Origin of the sequence: Campylobacter massiliensis (genome assembly GCF_014253065.1) — a bacterium.
GTDB classification, from domain to species: Bacteria; Campylobacterota; Campylobacteria; order Campylobacterales; family Campylobacteraceae; genus Campylobacter_A; species Campylobacter_A massiliensis.
In genome coordinates this window covers 839,810-864,053 of sequence record NZ_JACLZK010000002.1, presented here as the reverse complement: position 1 = coordinate 864,053, position 24,244 = coordinate 839,810, and the positions used below count along the sequence as shown (strand labels likewise).

Annotated in this window: 25 protein-coding genes; 22 read left to right on the top strand and 3 right to left on the bottom strand. The window is 46.1% G+C overall.

Annotation, left to right across the window (positions count from 1 at the left end; genetic code table 11):
* The 6 genes from H7R39_RS10905 (at position 1) to H7R39_RS10880 (ending at position 4,816) form a co-directional block, all read left to right on the top strand.
* A complete protein-coding gene (locus H7R39_RS10905; protein ID WP_185899349.1) occupies positions 1-1,737 on the top strand; it encodes a hydrogenase large subunit in 1,737 nt (578 codons plus the stop codon).
* A complete protein-coding gene (locus H7R39_RS10900) occupies positions 1,734-2,273 on the top strand; it encodes a formate hydrogenlyase complex iron-sulfur subunit (RefSeq protein ID WP_185899347.1) in 540 nt (179 codons plus the stop codon). Before H7R39_RS10905 ends, H7R39_RS10900 begins: the two co-directional genes overlap by 4 nt.
* Positions 2,270-3,097 (top strand): NADH-quinone oxidoreductase subunit B family protein, encoded by an 828-nt coding sequence (locus H7R39_RS10895; RefSeq protein ID WP_185899345.1) that lies wholly within the window; start codon positions 2,270-2,272, stop codon positions 3,095-3,097. The genes H7R39_RS10900 and H7R39_RS10895 overlap by 4 nt, the downstream gene beginning before the upstream one ends.
* Entirely contained in the window at positions 3,094-3,438 is a 345-nt protein-coding gene (locus tag H7R39_RS10890) for a formate hydrogenlyase maturation HycH family protein (protein WP_185899343.1), read from the top strand. Before H7R39_RS10895 ends, H7R39_RS10890 begins: the two co-directional genes overlap by 4 nt.
* A gap of 64 nt (positions 3,439-3,502) precedes the next feature.
* Entirely contained in the window at positions 3,503-3,946 is a 444-nt protein-coding gene (locus tag H7R39_RS10885) for a hydrogenase 3 maturation endopeptidase HyCI (RefSeq protein ID WP_185899341.1), read from the top strand.
* A gap of 12 nt (positions 3,947-3,958) precedes the next feature.
* Positions 3,959-4,816: a formate/nitrite transporter family protein gene (locus tag H7R39_RS10880; RefSeq protein WP_185899339.1), complete on the top strand. Its 858-nt coding sequence runs from the start codon at positions 3,959-3,961 to the stop codon at positions 4,814-4,816.
* A 626-nt stretch (positions 4,817-5,442) separates the two neighbouring features.
* Here H7R39_RS10880 and H7R39_RS10875 read toward each other — a convergent pair.
* Positions 5,443-7,173 (bottom strand): sensor histidine kinase, encoded by a 1,731-nt coding sequence (locus tag H7R39_RS10875; RefSeq protein WP_185899337.1) that lies wholly within the window; start codon positions 7,171-7,173, stop codon positions 5,443-5,445.
* A complete protein-coding gene (locus tag H7R39_RS10870) occupies positions 7,160-7,855 on the bottom strand; it encodes a response regulator transcription factor (protein ID WP_228724784.1) in 696 nt (231 codons plus the stop codon). Before H7R39_RS10870 ends, H7R39_RS10875 begins: the two co-directional genes overlap by 14 nt.
* Before the next feature lie 129 nt (positions 7,856-7,984).
* On the opposite strand from H7R39_RS10870, the gene H7R39_RS10865 reads away from it, so the two are divergent.
* From H7R39_RS10865 to H7R39_RS10855, 3 genes are read left to right on the top strand one after another with little or no spacing between them, the layout of a single operon-like run.
* Positions 7,985-10,357 (top strand): cytochrome C, encoded by a 2,373-nt coding sequence (locus H7R39_RS10865; RefSeq protein WP_185899335.1) that lies wholly within the window; start codon positions 7,985-7,987, stop codon positions 10,355-10,357.
* A gap of 44 nt (positions 10,358-10,401) precedes the next feature.
* Positions 10,402-11,037 carry a thioredoxin family protein gene (locus H7R39_RS10860; RefSeq protein ID WP_185899333.1) on the top strand — a complete coding sequence of 212 codons (636 nt, stop codon included), beginning with the start codon at positions 10,402-10,404 and terminating at the stop codon, positions 11,035-11,037.
* A complete protein-coding gene (locus tag H7R39_RS10855) occupies positions 11,034-11,507 on the top strand; it encodes a thioredoxin fold domain-containing protein (RefSeq protein WP_185899331.1) in 474 nt (157 codons plus the stop codon). Before H7R39_RS10860 ends, H7R39_RS10855 begins: the two co-directional genes overlap by 4 nt.
* A gap of 2 nt (positions 11,508-11,509) precedes the next feature.
* Here the strand turns inward: H7R39_RS10855 and H7R39_RS10850 are convergent, their stop codons facing one another.
* Positions 11,510-12,148, bottom strand: coding sequence for a Crp/Fnr family transcriptional regulator (locus tag H7R39_RS10850; RefSeq protein ID WP_185899329.1), 639 nt, complete (start codon positions 12,146-12,148; stop codon positions 11,510-11,512).
* Between the two features lie 209 nt (positions 12,149-12,357).
* Between H7R39_RS10850 and H7R39_RS10845 the strand changes: the two genes are divergently transcribed.
* The 13 genes from H7R39_RS10845 (at position 12,358) to argS (ending at position 24,222) form a co-directional block, all read left to right on the top strand.
* Complete coding sequence (locus tag H7R39_RS10845; RefSeq protein WP_185899327.1) at positions 12,358-12,990, top strand: riboflavin synthase; 633 nt, start codon at positions 12,358-12,360, stop codon at positions 12,988-12,990.
* Between the two features lie 25 nt (positions 12,991-13,015).
* Positions 13,016-13,738 (top strand): polyphenol oxidase family protein, encoded by a 723-nt coding sequence (locus tag H7R39_RS10840; RefSeq protein WP_185899449.1) that lies wholly within the window; start codon positions 13,016-13,018, stop codon positions 13,736-13,738.
* A 135-nt stretch (positions 13,739-13,873) separates the two neighbouring features.
* The gene (locus H7R39_RS10835) at positions 13,874-14,443 is read left to right on the top strand and encodes a tetratricopeptide repeat protein (protein WP_185899325.1); all 570 of its coding nucleotides are present in this window, start codon (positions 13,874-13,876) and stop codon (positions 14,441-14,443) included.
* A 132-nt stretch (positions 14,444-14,575) separates the two neighbouring features.
* On the top strand, positions 14,576-14,791 hold the full coding sequence (locus tag H7R39_RS10830; protein WP_185899323.1) for an acetyltransferase: 216 nt from the start codon (positions 14,576-14,578) through the stop codon (positions 14,789-14,791).
* Between the two features lie 196 nt (positions 14,792-14,987).
* Positions 14,988-16,127, top strand: coding sequence for a beta-aspartyl-peptidase (iadA, locus tag H7R39_RS10825; protein ID WP_185899322.1), 1,140 nt, complete (start codon positions 14,988-14,990; stop codon positions 16,125-16,127).
* Positions 16,128-16,395: 268 nt separating this feature from the next.
* On the top strand, positions 16,396-17,196 hold the full coding sequence (rpsB, locus tag H7R39_RS10820; protein WP_122861894.1) for a 30S ribosomal protein S2: 801 nt from the start codon (positions 16,396-16,398) through the stop codon (positions 17,194-17,196).
* Positions 17,196-18,260, top strand: a complete 1,065-nt coding sequence (tsf, locus tag H7R39_RS10815) for a translation elongation factor Ts (protein ID WP_185899320.1) — start codon at positions 17,196-17,198, stop codon at positions 18,258-18,260. Before rpsB ends, tsf begins: the two co-directional genes overlap by 1 nt.
* A 6-nt stretch (positions 18,261-18,266) precedes the next feature.
* The gene (locus H7R39_RS10810; RefSeq protein WP_185899318.1) at positions 18,267-18,923 is read left to right on the top strand and encodes an ABC transporter ATP-binding protein; all 657 of its coding nucleotides are present in this window, start codon (positions 18,267-18,269) and stop codon (positions 18,921-18,923) included.
* 407 nt (positions 18,924-19,330) lie between these two features.
* Complete coding sequence (gene fliR / locus H7R39_RS10805) at positions 19,331-20,092, top strand: flagellar biosynthetic protein FliR (protein WP_002952713.1); 762 nt, start codon at positions 19,331-19,333, stop codon at positions 20,090-20,092.
* A gap of 64 nt (positions 20,093-20,156) precedes the next feature.
* The gene (locus H7R39_RS10800) at positions 20,157-21,752 is read left to right on the top strand and encodes a saccharopine dehydrogenase (RefSeq protein WP_185899316.1); all 1,596 of its coding nucleotides are present in this window, start codon (positions 20,157-20,159) and stop codon (positions 21,750-21,752) included.
* Positions 21,753-22,361, top strand: a complete 609-nt coding sequence (gmk, locus tag H7R39_RS10795; RefSeq protein ID WP_185899314.1) for a guanylate kinase — start codon at positions 21,753-21,755, stop codon at positions 22,359-22,361. It abuts the gene before it with no gap.
* A gap of 40 nt (positions 22,362-22,401) precedes the next feature.
* The gene (locus tag H7R39_RS10790) at positions 22,402-22,626 is read left to right on the top strand and encodes a twin-arginine translocase TatA/TatE family subunit (RefSeq protein ID WP_002952710.1); all 225 of its coding nucleotides are present in this window, start codon (positions 22,402-22,404) and stop codon (positions 22,624-22,626) included.
* Between the two features lie 9 nt (positions 22,627-22,635).
* Positions 22,636-24,222, top strand: a complete 1,587-nt coding sequence (argS, locus tag H7R39_RS10785) for an arginine--tRNA ligase (RefSeq protein ID WP_185899312.1) — start codon at positions 22,636-22,638, stop codon at positions 24,220-24,222.
* Positions 24,223-24,244 lie beyond the last annotated feature (22 nt).

The window sequence follows — 24,244 nt, the reverse complement described above, 5'->3', positions numbered from 1 at the left end:
ATGAGAGGCGATAAATTTGTAGAAATTTTAAAAACAAAGGTAAAGGTTTTAGAAGTAACACGCCAAGCCGACGACCAAATCACGGTTTTAGTCGACAGAAACGACCTTCCGCTTGCGGTTAAGACCCTTTACTACGATATCGGCGGCTTTTTAAGCACAATGATACCAAACGACGAGAGAACTATAAACGGCTGTTTTGCGCTTTACTACGCGATATCTATGGAAGGCAGCAAGATGACGGAGGCGGATGATTTTGCCGCTGAGGATAAGTGCTTTATCACCGTTAAAACATTGATTCCAGGCGTCGATCCGACGTTTCCGTCCGTTACTCCGCTAGTGCCTGCTTGCGTGTGGTACGAGAGAGAGGCATTTGATATGTTCGGCCTAGTAGCCGAAGGACTGCCTGACAAACGCCGCCTAGTTTTAGCGGACGATTGGCCCGACGGCCTTCATCCGCTTAGAAAAGACGCGATGGACTACCGCTATAGACCGGACCCCGTCGCTCATCAAGACGAGCCTGACGCCGAGTTTTTATTTCCTAGCGGCGATAGCGTAGTAGACGTACCGCTCGGACCTTTACACGTAACGAGCGATGAGCCGGGACACTTTAGGCTATTTTGCGACGGCGACGAGATCATAGACGCGGACTACCGCCTCTTTTATCAGCACCGCGGTATGGAAAAGCTAGCCGAAAACCGTATGAACTACGATCAGATGGGTTACCTTGCGGAGCGCGTCTGCGGTATATGCGGTTACGCTCACGCGATTGCGTGTATCGAAGCGGCCGAAAAGGCTATAAAACTAGAAATTCCGCTAAGAGCGCAAGCTATCCGCGTAATCTGCCTTGAGATCGAGCGCCTTCACAGCCACCTGCTAAATATCGGTCTAGCTTGCGAGGTAACGGGCAACTATAACGCCTTCATGCATATCTTTAGAGTGCGCGAGTACTCCATGGAGCTAGCCCAACTCGTAACCGGCGGCCGCAAAACCTACGGTAACGTCATAATGGGCGGACTTCGCCGCGATATGACCGATAACGAAATCAGGCAAGGTATTGCTATCATAAACAAGCTTGACGTTCAGATTACGGAAATTTGGGACGCGGTCATGGATGATAAGCGCCAACTAGGACGCTGGAAGGGCGTAGGCGTACTTGATAAACAAGTAGCTCGCGACTTTAGCCCGGTCGGTCCAAATATGAGAGGTTCGGGCTTTAAGCGCGACAACCGTTACGACCACCCTTACGACTTCTTTAAACATATCGAATTTGAAGTCGCGGTCGAGCACGGCGGAGACGTATTTAGCCGCGAAGTCGTGAGATACAAGGAGCTAAAACAGTCTATCCATATCATCAGACAGTGCTTTGAGCTAATGCCTCAAACGCCGATCATGATAGATCCAAAAACTATGATCAAGCCTGAAAATTTCGCGCTCGGATACGACGAAGCTCCTCGCGGAGAAAACGTCCACTGGATCATGCAAGGCAGCGCACAAAAGGTTTTCCGCTGGAGATGCCGCGCGGCTACGTATAACAACTGGCCGAGCCTCCGCTATCAGTTCCGCGGAAATAACATCTCTGACGCCGCATTGATCGTTTGTTCGCTCGACCCGTGCTATTCGTGCACAGAGCGCGTTACGGTCGTGGACGTAAATACTAAAAAGAGTAAAATTTTAACCGAAAAAGACCTTAAGAGATTTTGCCAAACTGGCAAGATTAGCAAAAAGGATTTAAGATGATGAAGTTATTTGACATAACCGAAAAATACGGAAAGGCGACCTACGCCTATCCGTTTGAGCCCTACAAAGTGCCCGAGAATTTCCGCGGGCAGCCGTTTTATACCTACGAGCTTTGCGTAGGTTGCGCGGCGTGCGGCGTAGCGTGCCCTAGTAATGCCATAGAGCTAAAGATGAACGAAAAGCAAGATAAGCTCGTGTGGCAGTTTGATTGCGGACGTTGTATATTTTGCGGACGCTGCGATGAGGTTTGTCCAACCGGCGGCGTACGACTAAGCCAGGGTTTTGAGCTTGCGGTTAAATTTGACAAGAGCGCGCTAATCCAGCGCGGCGAGCTAGAGATGCAAAAGTGCAAATGCTGCGGCAAGCCGTATACGCCGGTTCGCCTCATCAACTATACTTTTTCAAAGCTTAGTACGGCAAATTTACTCCCGGGCAGACTAGAGGAAGCCAAAGACTACCTCTACATCTGCCCTGAGTGCAAAAAAGCGCAATCTGTCGAGCGCTTAACTAAAGACGTAGAGGAGGGGATAAAATGAGCCTTTATCAAGTTCCCGAAAACATAAAAACGGCAAACGACCTAACCGCAAAGCTAGAGCATCTAAAAAATATCAAACGAAGCTTTAGTGTTTACCGCATCGACTGCGGCAGTTGCAACGGCTGCGAGATCGAGATCTTCGCCGCCATCACGCCGATGTGGGACCCTGAGCGCTTCGGCTTTAAGCTCGTAGCCAACCCTCGCCACGCAGACATCCTAGTCTGCACCGGCCCGGTTACGCGCCAGATGTACTATCCGCTACTTCGCGCTTACGAAGCAGCTCCAGATCCTAAGATCGTGGTGGCTCTTGGAGCCTGCGGTAGTACGGGCGGTATCTTTTACGACGCTTATAGCGTCTGGGGCGGTATAGATAAGATTATCCCCGTAGACGTCTATATCCCGGGCTGTCCTCCGCATCCGGCTAGCGTCATCTACGGCCTTGGTATGGCTCTTGGCATCATAGACCAAAAGCTACAAAAAAGAAGCTTCGAAAAAGACGACTGCAAAGCTCCGGCCGTTACGGAGTCTATCATGGGCAATATCCTTTTCGAGCGAGATTTGGAAGCCGAGTCAAAGAGGCTAATGAGCTATATATTCGGCAGGACGTTGTTTGCTAAGTATATGGACGCAGCTAAAACATCGCCCGATATCCATGACGTAGCGGCGACCAAAAAAGCTATGCTAGAAGCCATGTATAAAGAAGAAGATCCTAGATATGCCGAGTGCATGGGGCTTTTATACAACGACGTTTATCTAAAATACGCAAACGCAAAACAGAGCGAAAACGCGATCGACGTCAAAAAAGAAATCTGGGATAAAAGATGATAAGAGTCTATAAGCTCACTCGCCGCCACATGGACGAAAACGAAAAAATGCCCAAAGAGCTAAAAGATATCAAGCTCTTTTCTACCTGCGTCGGTCACGGCGTGGGTACGATCGATTTTAGCCAAAAGCTACTCGATATCAAAGACGAGGAGTATGATCGTATCGTCGCTAGCGGCGGCGAATACGTCAAATTTAAGCTTGGAAATTTGAGTAAGTATTTCGAGGTGGAGATATTTAGGGAGCATGCGGTTAGGCTCATTTCCGAGCTTTGCGAATGTGAGCTAAAAAAAGAGCTTGAAAATCTGCGTGAGGGATATCTGGTGCTTAGGAAGGATTTTTGATGAAATTTAGCTCAAATTCGGCAAACGCTCACGGGTTAAATTTGGCGCGCGGAGGGCTTTTGGGATGAAAAAGGCTTTACTTTGCATCGGCAATCCCATGCGCGGAGACGACGACGTAGGTAACGAAACAGGGCGAATCGTCGAGGCAAATTTGAAAGATTGGCGGGTATTTTACGGACAGGACGTGCCTGAAAACGAGTTTGGCGCACTTAGAGAATTTGAGCCTGATATCATCGTCGTGGTAGACGCGATGAGCGGGTTTAAAGACGGCGCGATCGAGTTTTTCGATCTTAGTAACGAGCGCGACTATATCTACTCGACGCACAACCTACCCACGCCCGTACTTTTAAGCTACCTGCGCAAAATTTGCCCCAAAACACTGTTTTTGGGCATTAGCGTTTTGCTTGAAAACGTGCTTGATTTTAAAGAGGGCTTAAGCGAAAATGCGAAAAAAAGCGCGCAAAAAGCCTTTGAACGTATCTTAGAGATAGATAAAAATTTAAATTAGGAGGAGGAAAAGATGTTAAATCCTGCAGAAACCGCTCAAGCGATATCTAATTCGATGGAGCATAAGGCGCATACTCCGTTAGTAAGCATTATTTTTCTAGCCATTATGGCGGGTGCGGCGATTGCTATGGGCGATATTTTTTGGGCGCACTCGACCGTGGGCATGGCTGAAAAGCAGTCTATAGGACTAGCAAATTTCATCGGTGGCATCACCTTTAGCTGCGGTCTCATGATGGTCGTTTTCTACGGCGGGCATCTATTTACGAGCTCGGTTTTAAGCGGCGTTAGCGCGTATGAGGGCAAGCTAAATTTAGGTAAAACCATTAACTACTGGGCGATCGTTTGGGTTTTTAACTTCGTCGGCGGCGCGCTAATTGCTTATATGTATTATTACTCTGGCTTACCGCTAAAATACGACGGCTACATCTTGCAGCACTTCGTACCGGCCGGTATCGGCAAGATCACGGCGCCGTTTCACGAGCTATTTATCCGCGGTATCTTTTGTAACGTGTTCGTTTGTATGTCTATCTGGACTGCGACCAGCGAGAGCAACCTTGCGGGTAAATTCTTTGCGATCATGTGGATGATCGGCGCGTTTGTCGCATGCTCTATGGAGCACTGCGTGGCAAATATGTTCATCATCACCGAAGCCATCATCTCAAAAGCACACTACATAGCAGCAAGCGGCGGCGACGTCAATGCTGCGGCAGCGTTGCTCCACACTACGGCCGATAAGCTAGATGTGCTAAACTGGGGAAATTTCATCGTTAAAAACCTAGTTCCGGTTACGCTGGGCAATATCTGCGGCGGACTTTTCTTTGTGGGACTAGTTGGATTTATGGCGAATAAATTCGACATGAAAAAGAAATAATTTTAATTCCCCGGCTCGGCTGGATTTCAAATAGTTTTCGGCTAGGATACTCGGGTCACGGACGACCGGTCCGCTCCCGTCGTATCCGACGCAAACTATTTAAACTACACACAATCCGTCTGGAATATTTGTCTCATATCTTTATAAATTCGTAAATTTTACTTGCCAAGACCCGTATCTTGAAAACATAAATTTGAAATATACGGCGCGTCAGCGCCAAATTTAGATCCGCACAAAGTGCAGCAACATCTCACGTGTAGTGGGGTTAGAGAGGGCTTAGGAGAGGAAGGGGCGACACTTCATAAGTAGGCCTGCTCGCAGTTACGAGCCGCAGGCGAAGTAAAGCCCCCTTCCCCTTTAACGAAGAAGTAAAACGACTCCAGACAATCGTTTTCGTTTAAAGAAATTTAAAACGCATAGCGTAAAATTTGACAAAACTAAATTTAGCGTCTTAAAGATACGGGTTTCACCTCGTAAAATTTAAATTCAGTTCGTATAACTTTGTAACTTCTCAAGGTCGATTATCAAAAACTCGTGCGAGGGTAATGCATCTTGCTACTTTAAACCCGCTTTGTGTTATTTAAATTCCAAACCTTACGACAAACGGATAAAATTTAGGGTTAAAATTATTTTGCCGAGGCGTCTAGTACGACTCTAAATATCGCGCCTTTTTCGCCGTTAGCCACGCTTATGTCTCCGTTAAATTTCTCTTTTGCTATCATTTTCGCGATATACAGACCTATACCTGTTCCTTTTTCGGACTTGGTCGTGAAGTACGGGTCAAAAATCTTTGCCGCGACCTCGCTAGGGATGCCGCCTGCATTATCTTCTATTTCGATTATTATCTCGTTTTCTTCTTTTTGGGTGTGGATATTGATAAACCCGCCTTCCGTGCCTTTGGTTTCGATGGCGTCTTTTGCGTTTATGATGATATTCATCAAAATTTGCGATAGCTCGTTTTTATTGGCAAATATAAAAATATCCTCAGGGCACGAAATTTCAAGCTTTATGTGTCTATGTTCTATGACTGTGCCTATTATGCTCAAGATGCCGTCTATCGCGCTTTTTATACTAAATTCTCTTTTTACGTCGTCTTTTTTATAAAAATTTCTAAAATTTTCTATCGTATTTGACATGAACTCGATCTGATAGAGCGAATTTTCTACCGCATCTTTAAAAATTTCGTCGCTTAGCTTGCCTCGTTTTTTAAAAGCTCTTAAATTTTGAACCGTCAAAGAAAGCCTGGTTAGCGGATGTCGCCACTGGTGAGCTATGTTGCCGATTAACTCGCCAAGCTCGGCGAATTTGTTTTGATTTTGTAGTAACCTATCTTTTTTAGCGATCTCAAGCGTTTTAAGCGCGATCGTATCGTCTAAATTTTTAGCTAGTTTGCCAAGCTCGCTCGTTTCTTTGGATACCGCGGTAAAGATTTTTCTGATCGGCTTAGTGAGGATAAAGGTAAAAACCACCGCCATTAGCGCGGCAAAAATCAATATAGAGACGATCATTTTGTTGTTTTCCATGTTGTTTATTGCGGGCTTATGACCTTGAAGCGTTAGATAAAATTTCTCTTGCCCGATAAAAAACGGCATCGCAAAGGTTTCGCCCTTTATTAGTCCGTATTTTTCGGAGGCGGTCAAATTTGCCCAAAAATCTTTACCGAACTCGCCTGTGACTCTCTTTTTGACGCGCGAGAGATTTTTGTCTGCTAGATTGTCTTTGAGATAAACTCCTTCGTCATTAATCACGAAAATATCGTAAATCATCGACTTTATCATCTCGTTCATGATCCCTTCCAAGCAAATATCAAGCTCAACTGTCCCTTTTAGCGTGTTTGCCGCATAGAGCGGAGCCCTGAAACTAACGGAAGCTTTGCCCGCTTCGTTTAAACGAAAACCATAAATTTGCACCTGCTCTTTTTGTAAAATTTGATTTTCTACGGGCTTAAAATTTATATTTTTTATCAGATTTGCTTTATCGTCTCTTACGTACTCGAGCGTTTGTTTGGCGCCCACGTATCTTAGGGCTTCTATATCTTTGTCCGCTTGCATTATCGTTATAAAAAATAAATCCGCGTAGTCTGATTCGTCGTCTAGATATTTTAAGAAAAATTCGTTATCCGCCGCAGAGGCTAGAGTTTGCTTTTTGGCGTTTAAATTCATATAAAATTTATCTATCTTATCGCTTGCTTGCATCATTATCTCGCGTTCGAATTTTTTATAGTTTAGATCGCTGGTAAAATATATATGAATCACGGCGATGGAGACGATAAGTATCATCGTAAAAGCGATATAAGATAAAAATAGCTTTATCTCGAAATTTTTCTTTTGGGCGGAGATGTCTTTAGTCTTGATCATGTTTTTCTATCTTGTAGCCGATATTTCGGACGTTTATAATAAAATTTTCATTTAGTTTTTCACGGATTTTTTTGATCTGCGTTCTGAGGGTGTTGTCGCATACGTCTTTTTCGTCCCAGACGTAATCTTTTATTGTATTTGGATCTATCGTGAGGCCGATATTTTTTACTAAAATATACAGTAGCGATTTTTCTTGTTTATTGAGTTCGACTAAATCGCCTTTAAAATACAAATTCATATTCTTAACGTCAAAGGCGTAGTTTGGGCTGATTTTTACCTTGTCGTCGTTTGCGTTTTTGTGCAAGATGGCATTTATTCTTATTTCAAGCTCTTCTAGCAAAAACGGCTTTTTAAGATAATCGTTACAACCCAGCTCAAAGCCTTTTTTGATATGGTCTATATCGTCTTGTGCCGTTATGTAAACGACGGGCGTCTCGATACCGTCCTTTCTGATGAGTTTTAGCGTCTCAAAGCCGTTTATAACCGGAGTGTTGATATCGAATAAAAATATATCGTAAGCGCTTAAAACGGCGTTATCCAAAAGCTCTTTGCCGTTAGCGTAAAAGTCGAGCTTGTGCCCTTCAAGCTCGAAATAATCCTTTAGCTGCTCGCATATAAACAAGTCGTCTTCAAGAAGCAATATTTTCATCTTATCCTCGCTTGCAGTCAAATTTGAGTCCATTTTATTCTATTTAGCTTGATATTAACTTAAATAGAAAAATTAGTCCAAAAATAATATTTTAGGCACTTTCGAGGCACTTTAACGTTTTAATATTTCAAGTAGATAAAATTTTAATACAAGGAGGAAGCTATGAGGAATGCGATAAAATTTGCGCTTGCGATCGCACTTTTATGCGCGTACGCTCTTTGCGGCGCCGAACCGGCCAAAGAGCCGCCCAAGGAAAAGATGCACGTCGAGAGCGTAGCCGACGGCGACACCTGTATAAAGTGCCACGTCGGCATAGAGCCGATTAGAGACGCTAAGTCAGATATGATGCAGCAAATTTTAGCCATGGGGCAAGGGCTCGGCGATAGCGGAGCCTGTTCTGTCTGTCACGGAGGAAATCCGGACAAAGGCTCGTTTGAAGACGCTCACAAAGGAGCTCCCAGTGCTCATCCGGGAGGACTTAGCGAGTTTGTAAGAGATCCGGGTTCTATCTGGATAGCGGATAAAACCTGCGGTATGTGCCATGCCGATACTTTGGCAAATGCTAGAAAATCGCTTATGGCTACGGAGGCGGGCAAAATCCAAGGAAATTTGCACTCTTGGGGTAGCGAACCGACGCATAAGGTCAAATTCGGCGATCACGCCGTAAAAGACGACGACGGAGTAACGCCTGCATGGGGTAGCAAAGAATACAAAGAGTATATGACTCAACTAATCACGAAATATCCCGATCAGTTTCCGACCGAGCTTAAACAAATCCCGTTACCGCCTAGCGGACCCGAGGATTTTAATGGAAAAAGCGAGAAAGATATAGCCTATATGGCCTCTATCACGTATCAAAGGTCGGGTTGCCAGTCCTGTCACATCGGCGCTAGAGGCAGAAAAATAAGGGGTGACTGGCGCGGCATGGGGTGTTCTTCTTGTCATATTCCTTACGGAGTAGAGGCTTTTTACGAGGGTAGCGACCCTACGATAGATAAAAAAGAAAAAGGACATCTGCTCGTGCACTCCATGCAGTCAAGCAGAGAAGTAAAAGTAAAAACCGCAAAAGGCGTAGAATTTAGCGGTATACATCCGGTTACCTGCGGTTCTTGCCACAGCGGCGGTAAGAGGATCGGCGTATCGTATCTGGGGCTTATGGAGCAGCCTTATGGCTCGCCTTTCATAGACGGCGCTAAAGATCAAAACGCGCTTCACGGCTCAAAATATAAGCATATCAAAGAGGATTTGCACTATGAGGCCGGTATGACTTGCCAGGACTGCCATACCTCTATCGACGTTCACGGCGACGGTACAATATTTGGCACTACTCTAGCTCAAGTAGAGATAGAGTGCTCCGACTGCCACGGCACGAATGATAAATTTCCATGGGAGCTAAAGCTGGGATTTGGTGAAAATTTCAAAATAAAAACTCCGGATAAGCCGCGAGGCTTAGCTATGCAGCTGCCTGAATGGATGAAACAAGGAACAATCTACGATAAAGAGGGCGGTTATCTGCTATCTACCAGAGGAAACCCTCTAGGCAACGTAGTAAAAGCAAAAGACCAGGATAAGGTTATAGCGCATTTGGCTAGCGGCAAAGACCTTGAAGTACCGCTTGTAAAAAACGGCGTAAAAAATAATAGCTTCAAGTCTAAAAACGCACGCCTGGCGATGCATGATATACCGTCTCATACGAAGGGTATGGAGTGCTATGCTTGCCACGCTACGTGGGCGCCGCAGTGCTACGGCTGCCACGTCAAGATGGACTATGCTTCGGGCAAAAACGGTACGGACTGGATAGCTTCTGCGTCTACGCACTTTGCAAACGGCGAAACTAGCGAATCAACTATCGGCGCAAAAGGCAAGCCGCTATTTGGTTCATTTACTCAGTCAAGAAGCTATCTAAGATGGGAAGACCCGGCTCTTGGCATAAACGGCGAAGGACTTATTACGCCGATAATTCCGGGTTGTCAGGTGATCTTTAGTATAATAGGCCCGGACGGCAAAACCGTAACGCTAAATAAGCGAGCCGACGTTCCGGATAACGGACAGATGCTGGCTCCGGATATGTCGCCTACGCAGCCGCATACGACAAGCAGGATAGCTAGGACTTGCGAGTCTTGCCACTCTAACCCTAAAGCCATAGGCTACGGTATCACGGACGGTCAATATATGAACGGTCAAGACAAAGACTTGCGCCTTGATATACAAGACCTAAAAACCAAAGAATTTGCTACCGAAAATACAGCTTTGCAAATCAAAGCCATACCGGGACTAGAGCACGATCTGTCTCAAGTCGTAACTAGAGACGGCAAGCAATTGCAAGCCGTCGGAACGCACTGGCCGGATTCCAGAATGCTGGATAAAGAGCTAAGGGATAAGATCGAAAAGATAGGCGCGTGCATAGGTTGCCATCAAAATATGTCCGATAAGGCCTTGTGGGATAAGATGAGCAGCGACAAGACGCTAAATGCTAAAGAGCATATTGACAAGATGAACGAGACGCTGCATAAAGCGGCTAAGATCAAAAAATAAAACGCAAAAAGGGGCGAACGCATTCGCCCCTTAAAGGAGTGTTTATGGATACTAAAATTTTAATAAAAATACTTCTACTCTCGTCTATGGCGATACTAGGAGGCTGTAACGAAAAGGCCGCCAAAACCGCAAGCATGGATAAAACACCCGGACAAACGATAAGCGCTAACGAAAAAGTAATATACGCCGCAAACGACTCGGCGATATTTGATTTTTTTCAAGATAGCGCAAAGATAGCTCCGAACGAAAAAATCATGATAATAGTCTTTGGCACGAATACCGATCCGTATTCTGATCAGCTAAAGGCCGACGTTAAAAATAATCCCGAACTCGGCGCTAGATTAAAAGGCGAATTTTCGTCGTATTATCTAAGAGCGCATAAAAATTTAAATCACAAATTTTACCACGACGGCGAATTTATGGACGTAGACACGAAGACGCTACTATCTATCTACGCTATCGACGCTACGCCTAGTATTATATTTTCCGACGAAAAAGGCAAAGTAATCCTCATGGTGCCAGGATACATGCCGCCGAAGCAATTTTTGCAGACGATGAATTTTATGAAAGAGGGCATTTGGAGAGATAAAGATAGGAAAAACGGCGAAATTTACGAAGCGCTTAGGGACTACTACCTAAAGCACGGCATAGACGTGACGAAAAAGGAAAGTAAAAAGTGAGAAAGGCCGCTTATTTTTTGCTGGCGTTTTTGATGTCTTGCGTTTTTGCTGCAGACCGCGGAGAGCCTATTTTACTATCTGCGGACGATAAGGGCGTGATGTTAATCTTTGAAAGCAAGGATTGCGAGTATTGCGAACGCCTAAAGCTAGATTTGGAAGAAAACGCCGAACTTGCAAATTTGGCCAAAGACTTTAACGTCTACCGCATCGACGTAAATGAAAATAACGAATATGCTTTAAGAGACCAGAAAAACGTAAAAGATACTCTTGCGCTAAGGATTGCTCTTGAAGCAAAAGAGATCCCAAACGTAGTGATTTTCGATAAATATTGGAATAAAATTTTCCAACTCCCCGGATACGCCAGCCCCGCTCAAATGAGCGTGTTTATGGGGTTCGTCAAGGGACTAAACGAGGGAAAATATAAGATAGAGCAGTGGAGAGAATACCTTAGTCAAAACGGTATTTTATAAATTCAGTTCGTATAGCTTTGCAGCTTTTCATAATCCACTATCAAAATTTCATGCGGCGTTATGCGCCTGATGATATCGTCTTTGATTAGTTCGTTAAACGCCGTGCTTGCGCTTTGACGCTTGAGTCCGACGAAGCTTGAAAGCACCTTTAGCGAAAACGGTAAAAAGACGTAGTGATAGCCGTTTTGCGTCAAATTTTGCTCGGCGGCGAGCTCGACTAGGAAGTTTGCGATGCGCCCCTTAGCGCTTTCAAAAAGTATCGATTTTATGATTTGGCGCTGCAGTAGCGAGATGTTTACGAGCGTGTCGGCGTATGCTTTGGCAAATCTCTCGTTTTTTAGCAGTTCGCCCATGTCGTCTGCATCGATCGAGTAGATCTCGCTGTCCTCTAGGATCTCTAGCACGCATACGTCGTCTATGATCGAGATGTTGTCTTTTTGGAGATGATAGACGATAAACTCCTCGCCATCCTCGAAAAACGAGAGCTTGCCCGAGCCGCTTTTAAGTATCACGACTTTGATGGATTCGGCGTAGATCGCGGCGCCTTTGGCTAGAAACTCGCGGTTAAATTTAGCGAGTTCGTTTTGGTCCAAAACGTCTAAAATATCGGTCTCAAGTAGGCCTAGTCGTGATTTTTTCAAGTTTATCTTTTCTTGTGGTTTAAGATTAAGTTCCTATTTTATCTTAATATTTTTAAAGTGTATTAAATTTACCGAGGCAGGGCGCGATCATCCTGCTAGTTTTGCATATTTGCGTCGCGACAAAAATCGGGCGGCTAAAATTTAGACGGTAAATTTAGCCCGCTCTGAGGCTAAATTTTATAAAATAGCTCAAAATTTAAGGACGAAAAATGTTTAACGGACTGATTAGAGAGATCGCGCAGGTTGCGAGTTATTCGCAAAATACCCTGCGACTAAAAGCCGCATACCGCCCTAATTTAGGCGATAGCGTCGCGGTAAACGGCGCATGCTTAAGCGTGACGCAGCTGCACGCAGACGGCTTTAGCGTGGAGCTTAGCGCCGAAACTAGGGCGCACATAGTGACGGAAAATCTGCGCGGACGCGTGCATATCGAGCCTGCGATGCGGTTAGCCGACCGCGTGGACGGGCATCTACTGCAGGGCCACGTAGACGCTATCGGCGAGGTCGCGCGTATAGAGCGGCGCGAAAACGGGGTTGATTTTTATATAAATTTGCCCTCTAGCGTCATGCCTTTGATGGCGAACAAAGGCAGCATCGCAGTCGAGGGCGTGAGCCTCACGATCAACGAAGTTTTGTCCGCAGGCGTGCGCCTCACGATCATCCCGATCACTTTTCGCGAGAGCTTGTTCGGCGAGTTTGAGCCGGGACGCCGCGTAAACGTAGAAAGCGACCTGCTCGCGCGCTACGTGGCTAGGCAGCTGGAGTTTAGCCGCAGTGCCCAAAACGGCGGCAAAAGCGAGATCAGCTGGGACGAATCTCAGCATATCGCGAGCCTTTATTAGGCTTGGCGGGTTAAATTTGACGAAAATGAAGCGCGAAATTTTAGACGTAGTTTTTGAGAGCGAGCGCTTGAAGCTTGGCTTTACGACGCGATTTGGCGGAGTAAGCGAAGGGGCACATGAGGGGTTAAATTTAGCGGGTCACGTCGGCGACCTGCCCGCAAATGTCGCGAAAAATCGCGAAATTTTAGCCGCTACGCTTGGTATCGCGCCCTTTAATCTAAAATTTATGCGTCAAATTCACTCAAATCGCGTGGAAATTTTGCGAGATTTAGAGGATGAGCTGCCGCCTTGCGACGGCGTGATAACGGCGCTTAGAGGCGTTACGCTTTGCGTTTTGGTCGCCGACTGCTCGCCCGTTTTGATCGCGGACGAGAGGCGGGGCGTGGTTGCCGCCGTGCATGCGGGCAGAGCGGGCGTAACGGGTAAAATTTGCACGAATGCGCTCAGTCTGATGAAAAGCGAGTTTGGCTGCGAGGCGAGCGATCTGCGCGTATTCGTCGGCGCAAATATCAAGGCGCGAAACTACGAGGTGGGCGAGCTTGATCTGGGCGAGTTTAACCGATACAAAAAAGAGGGTAAATTTGACATGGAGGCGGCCTTGCGGGACGAATTTACCGCGCTTGGCATGGGGCGAGCGGAGTTTGATCCGCGATGTACGTTTGAAACGCAGGAGCTGTTTTCATATCGCAGAGAAGGCATCACGGGGCGATTTTGCGGTTTTGCGATGAATAAAATCTTGCCGAGATAGGATCAAAATTTGACCGTTTGGAGCCTAAATTTAGGTCTTTGCGAGCGTGCGGCTCGGCAAGTTTAGTTAAAATTTCGGTTACGTTTATCAAAAAGGGCTAAAATTTAAACTGATACCTCATAAAAAGGAGTCAGTATGAGAAAAATTTTACTTTGTTTGATTTTTGCGGTGAGCGCGCTTTTTGCAGCGCAAACGAGATCCTCAAACGAGATGGCAAGCGTCCCTGCGAGCGCGCCTACAAATTTGGCAAACAAACAGTTTGAAGACGCGCTAGCGATGTACCGAGTCTCGGATTTTAGCGAGGCGGCAAGACTCTTTAATCTAGCGTGCGAGGGCGGTCACGCGCGGGCATGCTACGATCTGGGCGCGATGATCGCTAGCGGAAAAGTCGCAGCAAAGCAGCCTGGGACGGCGGCTAAATTTTACGAGCGAGCGTGCAAGATGGGCGATAAGCTGGGCTGCTACGCGCTAGCGTACGCCCACCAGACTGGCGTGGGCGCAGTAAAAGACGAAGCGCGGGCGTACGAGCTCTATAAAAATGCATGCGAGCTAGGCCTAGCTAAAGGCTGCAACGAGGCGGGCTACATGAGCGAGCGCGGTATGGGCGTGCAAGCGGACGTCAAGGCTGCGGTTAAATTTTATGAAAAAGCTTGCAAGATGGGGCTAGACGTCGGCTGCGAAAACGCTAAAATTTTAAAGCGTTAGACCGCTAGCGTACTAAATTTAACTCGGTTGCGCGTTTTGTGCTTTGCAAGGTGCGCTCCGAGGTTAAATTTGAGCTAAAATTTACGGCAAATTTTTTATAATAATCCCAAAATTCACTAAAAAACGAGAAAAATGCCATACGAAAATTTTAAATCAAAAAATCCTCTCGCAGCAAAAATCGCTGCAAACGCGAGAAAATTTGACGTCCAGACGCTGCAAAACGAGCAGCTCGTAAATTTGCTTTTAAACGAGAAAAAGATCGAAATCTCTAGCGAGCAAAAAGAGGCCGTCGAGCGCGTATTTACGGGACTAATGAAGATAGAAGAAAGCGTACAGCTAAGCGGTTAGGTTGCTAAATTTGACCCCGCCCGCCTAATCTACAATAAAATAAAACCCAAGCATCATCCAAATCGCCGTTTCTCCGCACAAAACCTAAATATCCGGTTTTTATCGAATTTGATGTAAAATGACGGCGCGATATCGCAGTCAAGAAAGCCAATAAACGTAAAATTTACAATCAAAAATCCAAAGCAAAGGAGAAAATATGCTGTTACTTAAAAACGCCGATCTATACGCGCCAGAGCACATCGGTAGGAGCGAGGTTTTGCTCGGCGGAGGTAAAATTTTAGCCGTTTCTAAGGGGCTTGATTTTCGAGTTGAGGGTCTCGAGGTTTATGACCTAGAGGGTAAAATTTTAGCGCCCGGGCTCATCGATCAGCACGTGCACATCACGGGCGGCGGCGGCGAGGCTGGTTATCACTCGCGAACGCCCGAAATAACGCTATCTGGGATCATCCGCTACGGCACGACGACGGTCGTAGGCACGCTAGGTACCGACGGGTGCACGAGGAGTCTCGAAAATCTCTACTCAAAAGCCAAGGCGCTTGAATACGAGGGCATCTCGACCTTCATCCACACGGGCTCTTACGCGCTGCCTAGCGTTACATTTACGGACTCCGTCGCGCGCGATCTGGTGCTCATCGACAAGGTCATCGGCTGTAAGATTGCGATGAGCGACAACCGCGGCAGCTACCCGACCTCTCAGGAGCTCATCAAGACCCTGACGCAGATACGCATCGGCGGAATGATCTCGAAAAAAGGCGGCGTGCTGCATATGCATATGGGCGGGCTCGCGGATAAATTCGATCTGATTTTTAGCGTGATCAAGGATTATTCGTTCCCTGTTAATTACTTTTCGCCGACGCACTGCGCGCGGACGAAGGAGCTCTTTGACGAGGCGATTAAATTTCAAAAAATGGGCGGCTACATAGACATCACGAGCGGAGGAAGCCAGTTTATGCCGCTTCACGAAGCTATCGCGTACGGGCTAGCTAACGGGCTAAATTTAGAGCGCCTAACCATGAGCTCAGACGGTAACGGCAGCGTGCCTAGATTTGACGAAAACGGCGCACTAGTTGGCTACGGCTGCGCCTCGTGCGAGACGAATTTAGAGGTCTTGCAAGCCTGCGTCAAAAATAAAATCCTAACCATCCCGCAAGCTCTAAGCATGATGGGCAAAAACGTCGCAAAATGCCTAAATCTAAGCGGCAAAGGCGAGATAAAAGTAGGCTTTGATGCCGATTTTGCGGTATTTGACGAAGCTCTAAACCTAGATAGCGTGATCGCAAAAGGGGAGTTTTGCGTGAAAGAGGGCAAGCTCGTGAAAAAGGGATTTTTTGAGTAAATTTTAGAGTAAATTCGCCGCTTTCTTAAATTTGACGAATAATCTTGCTCTCGACCTTTGTGGTCATCTTGTCTTTGCGGCGCAAAATTTAACCGTGCCGAAGTTTGGATTATATTAAATTTAGCTTTAATTCAGTTATTTTTAAATATAATCCAAGCTTCAATTCACACACACCAGTCCTAAAATTTGGTTGCGTTTGTCAAAAGCAAATGTTAATGGGTGTGGAGGAGAAACCTAAATTTCGGGGAAACCCACAAGGAGAAAACTCATGGTAACAATGAGAGATTTGCTAGAGTGCGGCGTTCATTTCGGACACCAAACGCGCAGATGGAATCCGAAGATGAAAAAATTCATTTTCGGCGAGAGAAAAGGTATCTATATCATAGATCTACAAAAAACTATCCGCTACTTCCGCTACACTTATAATGTCGTTCGCGACGCGGCTGCAGAGGGTAAAACCATACTTTTCGTAGGCACCAAAAAACAAGCCGGCGCAACTCTAAAAGAGTATGCTGAAAAATGCGGCATGCCGTACGTAAATCACCGCTGGCTAGGCGGCATGATGACGAACTTCGGCACTATCCGCCAGTCTATCCGCAAACTCGAAGTAATCGAGGCTATGGAAGAAGACGGCTCTATAAATTTATTAACTAAAAAAGAAGCTCTAATGCTTCGCCGCAAAAAAGAGAAGCTTCTAGCGTCTCTAGGCGGTATCAGAAACCTAAAAACCGTGCCTGATATGATTTTCGTCATCGACACAGTAAAAGAAAAAATCGCCGTTCAAGAGGCTAACCGCCTAAAAATCCCTGTCGTAGCTCCGATCGATACAAACTGCGATCCTGACGTTATTGACTTCCCGATTCCTGGCAACGACGACGCGATCCGCTCGGTTCAGCTTTTCTGCCAAGAGATGGCCGAGGCTATCATCGAGGGACGCTCTCAGCTTGAAAAAGACGGCGGCGAGCTAGAAGAAGGCAAAGAGGCCGTAAGCCAAGCCGAAAAAGACGCAGTCGTAAACGAAGCTGTTAACGAAGACTTCTCAGAGGACTTCAGCGAGGACGAAGAGTAATGGAAATCAGCGCACAAATGGTAAAAGAGCTCCGCGAATCAACCGGAGCCGGAATGATGGACTGCAAAAAGGCGCTAGCCGAGGCTAACGGCGATATGGAAAAAGCCGTCGATATCCTTCGCGAAAAGGGTCTAGGTCAAGCCGCTAAAAAGGCTGACCGCCTAGCTAGCGAGGGTCTTGTGAGCGTTGTCGTTTGCGATCACTGCAAAACCGCAACTATCAGCGAGATAAACTCTGAGACCGACTTCGTCGCTAAAAATGCTCAGTTTCAAAATTTAACCAAAGACACTACGGCGCACATCCAAACAAATTTGATAAAAGACGTCGAGAGCCTAAACGCAAGCGTTATCAACGGCGTTAAATTTGAGGATTATTTCAAAAGCCAGATCGCTACTATCGGCGAAAATTTGGTCGTTCGTCGCTTTGAGACTATAAAAGCGGACGACAAAGGCGTAGTGAACGGCTACGTACACTCAAACGGCCGCGTAGGCGTACTAATCGGCCTAGCTTGCCAAAGCGCAGAAATCGCAAACAAAGCGGCTGAATTTGCAAGAAATTTGTGCATGCACGCAGCCGCTATGAAGCCAAGCGTAATAAGCTATAAAGATCTTGACAAAGAGTTTGTCGAGAAGGAATTTATCGCGCTTCGCGCCGAGCTTGAAAAAGATAACGAAGAGCTAAAACGCCTAGGTAAACCGCTTCATCACATCCCAGAGTATGCTAGCCGCTGCCAGATAGGCGATGCCGAGCTTGCAAAAGCTACAAAAGCGATCGAAGAAGAGCTAAAAGCCGAGGGCAAACCTGAGAAAATTTGGGATAAGATCATCCCTGGCAAGATCGAGAGATTTTACGCGGACAACACCGTTTTAGATCAGCGCCTTACGCTACTTGGACAGTTTTACGTAATGGACGATAAAAAAACTATCGAGCAAGTCATTGAAGAAAAAGGCAAAGAGCTAGGCGGTAAGATCGAAGTAGTAAAATACGTTCGCTTCGAGCTTGGCGAAGGCCTAGAGAAGAAAAACGAGGACTTTGCGGCCGAGGTTGCGGCGCAAATAGGCTAAAATTTAATGGAAATCTTAAAGGGCGTAAATCTAGGCTTTGCGTATGATTATACGCTCTTTGAGGATGTAAATTTAAGCGTAAATGCCGGCGGTAGCTGCGCTATAACGGGCGTCAGCGGCTGCGGCAAATCAACCATACTTCATATACTTTCCACTCTTTTACGACCCAAAAACGGCGAAGTTATCTACGGCGGTAAGTCGCTTTACGATCTAACGACAAACGAACTCTTGCGCATCCGCAGATTTGATTTCGGTATCATTTTTCAGGCGCACTATCTTTTTAAAGGCTTTAGCGCGCACGAAAATATCGAGCTGGCCTCCGTTTTATCCGCGCAAAAAATCGATGATGAAATTTTGGCAAATTTAAAGATAGACGGCGTAATGAATCAAAAAGTAGGCGAGCTAAGCGGCGGGCAGCAGCAGCGCGTCTCTATCGCTAGAGTGCTTTGCAAAAAGCCGCGCGTGATATTTGCCGACGAGCCGACGGGAAATCTAGACAAACAGACTGCAAACGAAGTGATGCAAACGCTGTTTAATTATATCAAAGCAAACGATGCGGCGCTGGTTTTGGTTACTCACGACAACGAACTTGCGCAAAGATGCGACGAGGTTTATCGCCTCGAAGATAAAAAATTCTCTTTAATTTCTCCTGAAGCTATTTGAATATTTTTATAGGCGACGATTTTTCAAATTTACTAGCTATTTTTTAAGTCAAATTTATCGTAAGATATTTTGGATTCGCAAGGCGTAGCGACTTGTTAAATTTGCCGTGGCAGGCCTAGTTTTGACTTCGCCGACCGACAAAACATAAAAACGAACACCTACATCTCGCCGCCCCGCAAAACTAAAATTTAACCCAGAAACAAAAATGCAAAGCGGTCGATAAATTTAAACCGCCCAAATTTTAAAAGTAACAACGGCGCATATAAAATTTAGCCCTCAAAACGGCATTTAACCACCCTTGATCACACCTAAATTGCCGCACATTTTCATTTGTCTTTTAAATTTACCGAATTTTCAAGGATTTAACCCTAAAATAACGGCGTTTAAATTTAAAACGAAAGAGTACGGTGGAGCTAGTCGAGTTTTTTGCGCCCGAGCGCGTCATCACTTTTATGCTGCTGTTTGCGCGTATCGGCGGGCTGATGCTATTTTTCCCATTTTACGGGCACGAGCAGATCCCCATGAGCGTCAAGACCGCGTTTTCGTTTTTACTCACGCTGTTTTTGTTTCCGCTTGCTAGTATTAAAAGCGGCGAAATTTACTATCTAGCCGTCGAGATCGTGAGTGAGGCGGCGCTAGGAGTTTGCGCAGGACTGTTGCTTCACATCGTTTTTGCTAGTTTGCAGCTAGCGGGCGAGCAGATCTCGATGATTATGGGCTTTTCGATGGCTTCGGTGCTGGACCCTCAGACCGGCCTTAGCTCGCCCGTGATCTCAAATATAATAAATTTCCTCGCGCTCATGACCTTTTTGGCCTTTGACGGGCATCATTTGATCTTGCTTTTTATCTCAAATTCCCTCACACACGTCCCGCTGGGCGGCTTTTATCCGAGCCCCGATATCGTGCAGTACGCCTCAAAATCCATGATAAATTTGTTTACTTTCGGGTTTATCATTTCCTTCCCGATTTTGGCGCTTTCGCTGCTTTCTGATTTGATTTTTGGAATGCTGATGAAGACTATGCCGCAGTTTAACCTACTAGTCGTGGGCTATCCGATCAAGATCACGATCGGCTTTGCCGTGCTGATCGCGATACTAGCGGGTATGATGGAGCTTTTTAGGCAGCTTGTGCTTCGCGTTATCAACGACCTTCCGTCGCTATTTTTCTAAAACTAAGCTTGAAGTAATGGAAAATGTTTTAAAATACGTTTTCTAGGTATAAAAAGGAGAATTCGTGAAAATCGTTCTTGTAAACGCCAACCCCGCGGTATCGCGCTTGGCGACGCTGGCTCTTAGCAAAATGGGTTACGAATACGTCGAGATCGGCGATGTCAGCGAGCTTAGCGGAGTTTTTGACGTGCTTATCATCGATAGCGATATCGACGCAAAAGAGATGAACCTAAAAGAATTTGCAAATAAAATTTTATACCTTTCCTCTAAAAATTCTCCAACCTTTGAAAATGCCGACAGGATACTGCCAAAGCCGTTTTTGCCGACGGAATTTATCACTATCGTGGAGGATCTGGCGAGTAAAACAAAGAGCGCCGAGCCTACGGCAAAAGACGAAACCGCCGAGGTGTCGGTCAAAGGATTTGAGTTTATAGACGATCCGGCCGAAGACGTCTTTGAAGACGAGATCATGGAGCTGGATCCGGGCGAGCTTAGGCTGGACGACGAGCTTGACGATATTTCGCAAGCGGCATCAGGCAAAGATAGCGCCTTTGACGAGCTAAACGAGATAGTAAAAGCTATCGACGATATGGATGAGCTAAGCGAAAAACTCGGAGACGAAGAGCTGGATTTGCACGACGCGGATGATGAGGCTATGGAATTTGAAGAGTTTGAAATAGCCGCAAAAGACGATAAATTTGACGATTTTTCTGCAGATTTGGATGCGCCGGATGAGCTTATGGATATCAAATTTGAAACGACGGACGAGCCTGAACTCGCTGAACTCGGCGCAACGGAGTTTGTCGCCGCGGACGGCGAAGAGGGACTTGAAGAGGCTCAAGATAAATTTGAGCTTGACTTTGACGGCAGTATCGAGGATATCAAGCATCAAATCGACGAAATAGACAAGATGGACGAGCTATCTGAAAATTTGGATGCAAGCGACGAGCCTTCGGACACTAAATTTGAAACGGCGGATGAGCTTGATATGGCCGAGTTTGCCGATATGGATAGCGCGGACGAGCCCGAAGTTCCGCAAAGTCTTGAGCGAACGGAAAATAGCGATAAATTTACTACAGAAGAAGCCAAAGAGCAAGATGATATCTTTGCCGATATCGATATGAAATTTGACGAGCCCGACGAGCAAATGGTGCAGGTCAAAAATAGCGCCTTGGGCGATGAGTTTTTGCTGGGCGACACAGAAGCGGTTGGCGAGACGGAGCTAGCGGAGTTTGCGACTGAGGAAAATTTGGCACAAGATGTTTTAGATGGCGAGCTTGCGGAGGATATTTTTGCCGCGGATGAGCAAGATGAGGCGGAAGCGGGCTTGGAGCAAGACGTGCAAGAAATCATCGAATCTGACGACATACAAAACGAGCCTGAAATAGTGCAGGAACTTCATCCGAGCGAGTATGGCGATATCGAGCAAATCAGCGAAAAAGATATGGCCATGGCGCTTAACGAAAGCGGATTTGAGGGCGGCGAAGCGGCGAATTTGAGCTCGCAAAAAGCTCAAACCACATCAAAGATAAACGAGCTTAAGGCTCAAATTTCAGACGCCGTGGCTAAAAATCTAGAAAATTCGTTGCAAGACGGCGAACTGCGAGAAGCTCTAAAAAATCTCAACATAAAAATCAATATAAGCTTTGAGGAAAAATAGTTGAAGGGGCAAATTTTAATCGTCTCGGGCCCCAGCGGTAGCGGAAAAAGCACGCTTTTAAGCCGTCTTTTAAAAGAGGAAAACGATCTTTATTTTTCGATCTCAAGTACCACGAGAGCGCCGAGGCAGGGCGAGGTCGAGGGCGTGAATTATTATTTTATAGGCGAAGACGAGTTTAAAAAGGGTATAGACGCTGACGAGTTTTTGGAGTGGGCGTGCGTGCACGGCAACTACTACGGCACCTCGCTAAAGCCCGTTTTAAAGGCGCTCAAAGAGGGCAAAATAGCGATTTTTGATATCGACGTGCAAGGCTTTAACATCGCAAAATCAAAATTCGCCGAAAATATCACCTCCGTTTTTATCACGACTGCTAGTAAAAACGAGCTAAAATCAAGGCTGCAAAATCGCGGCACCGATAGCGCGGAAACCATCGAAAAGCGCCTGATAAACGCAGTCGGCGAGATGGAGCATATCTTAGAGTACGATTATTTTTTGATAAACGACGACTTGCAAAACTGCTACGAAAATTTGCGCGGGATTTTGCGCTCGATGCGCCTAAAAACGTCAAATTTAGACGCAAAAGAGATTATTAACAAATGGAATAATTGATAAAATTATGCTAATATAACGAAAATCAAAAGGAGAAAAAATGGGTCCAAGCGTCCAACAATTGCTTATTATTTTACTTATCGTGGTCTTGCTTTTTGGAGCGAAAAAGATCCCCGAGCTCGCAAAAGGCCTAGGTAAGGGAATAAAGAGCTTCAAATCGGAAATGGAAGATGATAAAAAAGCCGAGAACGTAGAAAAAGTAGAAGAGAAAAAAGAAGAAACCGCAACCGCCGCAAAGACTGAAGATACGGCTAAAAACGCGTAAGGAAAGGCGTTGAAAAAAAGCGTAATAAACGAGATAAAAGGCGCCGCAAGCTTTGACTTTGCGCTAGAAAAGCCAAAAGATAAGGGCTTGGCGCACTACGCGATGCCTACTTTTAGCCTAGCAAAACAGCTCAAAAAATCCCCAGTAGCCATCGCCGCCGAGCTGGCGTCTAAATTTGAAAATAGCGAAGTTTTTGAGGCTACGGCGCTCAATGGCTATATAAATTTTAAACTAAAGCCCGCATTTTTAGATAAATTTGCTTCAGCTAGCCTTGCAAATCCGAGCGAGTTTGCAAAAGGCGGCGCAACTAGCGGCGAGAAAATTTTGCTCGAGTACGTCAGCGCAAACCCGACCGGTCCGCTTCATATCGGACACGTTAGGGGCGCTGTTTTCGGCGATACGCTAGCTCGCGTCGGGCTTCACATCGGCGAAAATATCGCGACTGAATACTACATCAACGACGCAGGTAATCAAATCGAGCTTCTAGGCACGTCTATATCGCTTTGGGCGCGCGAAAATCTGTTCGGCGAGAGCGTGGCGTATCCGGAGAAATTTTATCGCGGCGACTACATCGAGCCTATCGCAAAAGAGGCGCTAGAAAAATTCGGCAAAGAGATATTTTACGATGAGAGTCGAAATCTCGAGCTAGCCGAGTTTGGCAAGGATAAAGTGCTTGTTTTGATCAAGCAAAATTTGGCCGACGCGCAAATTTTCATCGAGAACTGGGCTAGCGAAAAGAGCTACTATGACAAGCTCCCTCTCACGCTAGATCGCCTAAAAAGCGAGAACGGCATCTACGAGAGCGAGGGTAAAATCTGGCTAAAATCAAGCGAAGTCGGCGACGAAAAAGACCGCGTCATCGTGCGTGAAGACGGCCGCGGCACTTATCTGGCCGGCGACGTGGTATATCATGACGATAAATTTAGGCGCGGATTTGATCGCTGCATCAACATCTGGGGCGCCGATCACCACGGCTACATCGCGCGTATGAAGGCCGCGCTACATCTGCTTGGATACGACGAAAATCGCCTCGAGATCATACTTTCGCAGATGGTGAGCCTGCTAAAAGACGGCGAAGCCTACAAGATGAGCAAGCGCGCGGGCAACGTCGTGCTGATGAGCGACGTGGTCGAGGAGATCGGCTATGAGGCGCTTAGATTTATGTTTCTTAGCAAGCGCTGCGACACGCACCTGGAGTTTGACGTGGACGAGCTAAAGCGCGAGGATAGCTCAAACCCGATATTTTATATCAACTACGCGCACGCAAGGATCAATCAAATTTTCGCAAAAGCGGGCAAAAACGTCGCCGATGTCGCGGGCGTGAAATTTGCAAATTTGAACGAGGACGGCAAAAATTTGCTATTTGAAGCGCTTACGCTAAACGATGTTTTAGTCGATAGCTTTAACACGCGCGCGGTAAATAAAATTTGCGACTATCTAAAGAGCCTGGCTGCGAATTTTCATAAATTTTACAACGAAAATCGCGTCGTAGGTAGCGAGAACGAAGACGAGCTTTTAAAGCTTTTTGCCGTCGTCGCGCTCTCGATAAAAACTGCTCTGGGGCTAATGGGTATCGCTGCAAAAGACAAGATGTAGAGTTAAATTTGAGTAAAATTAG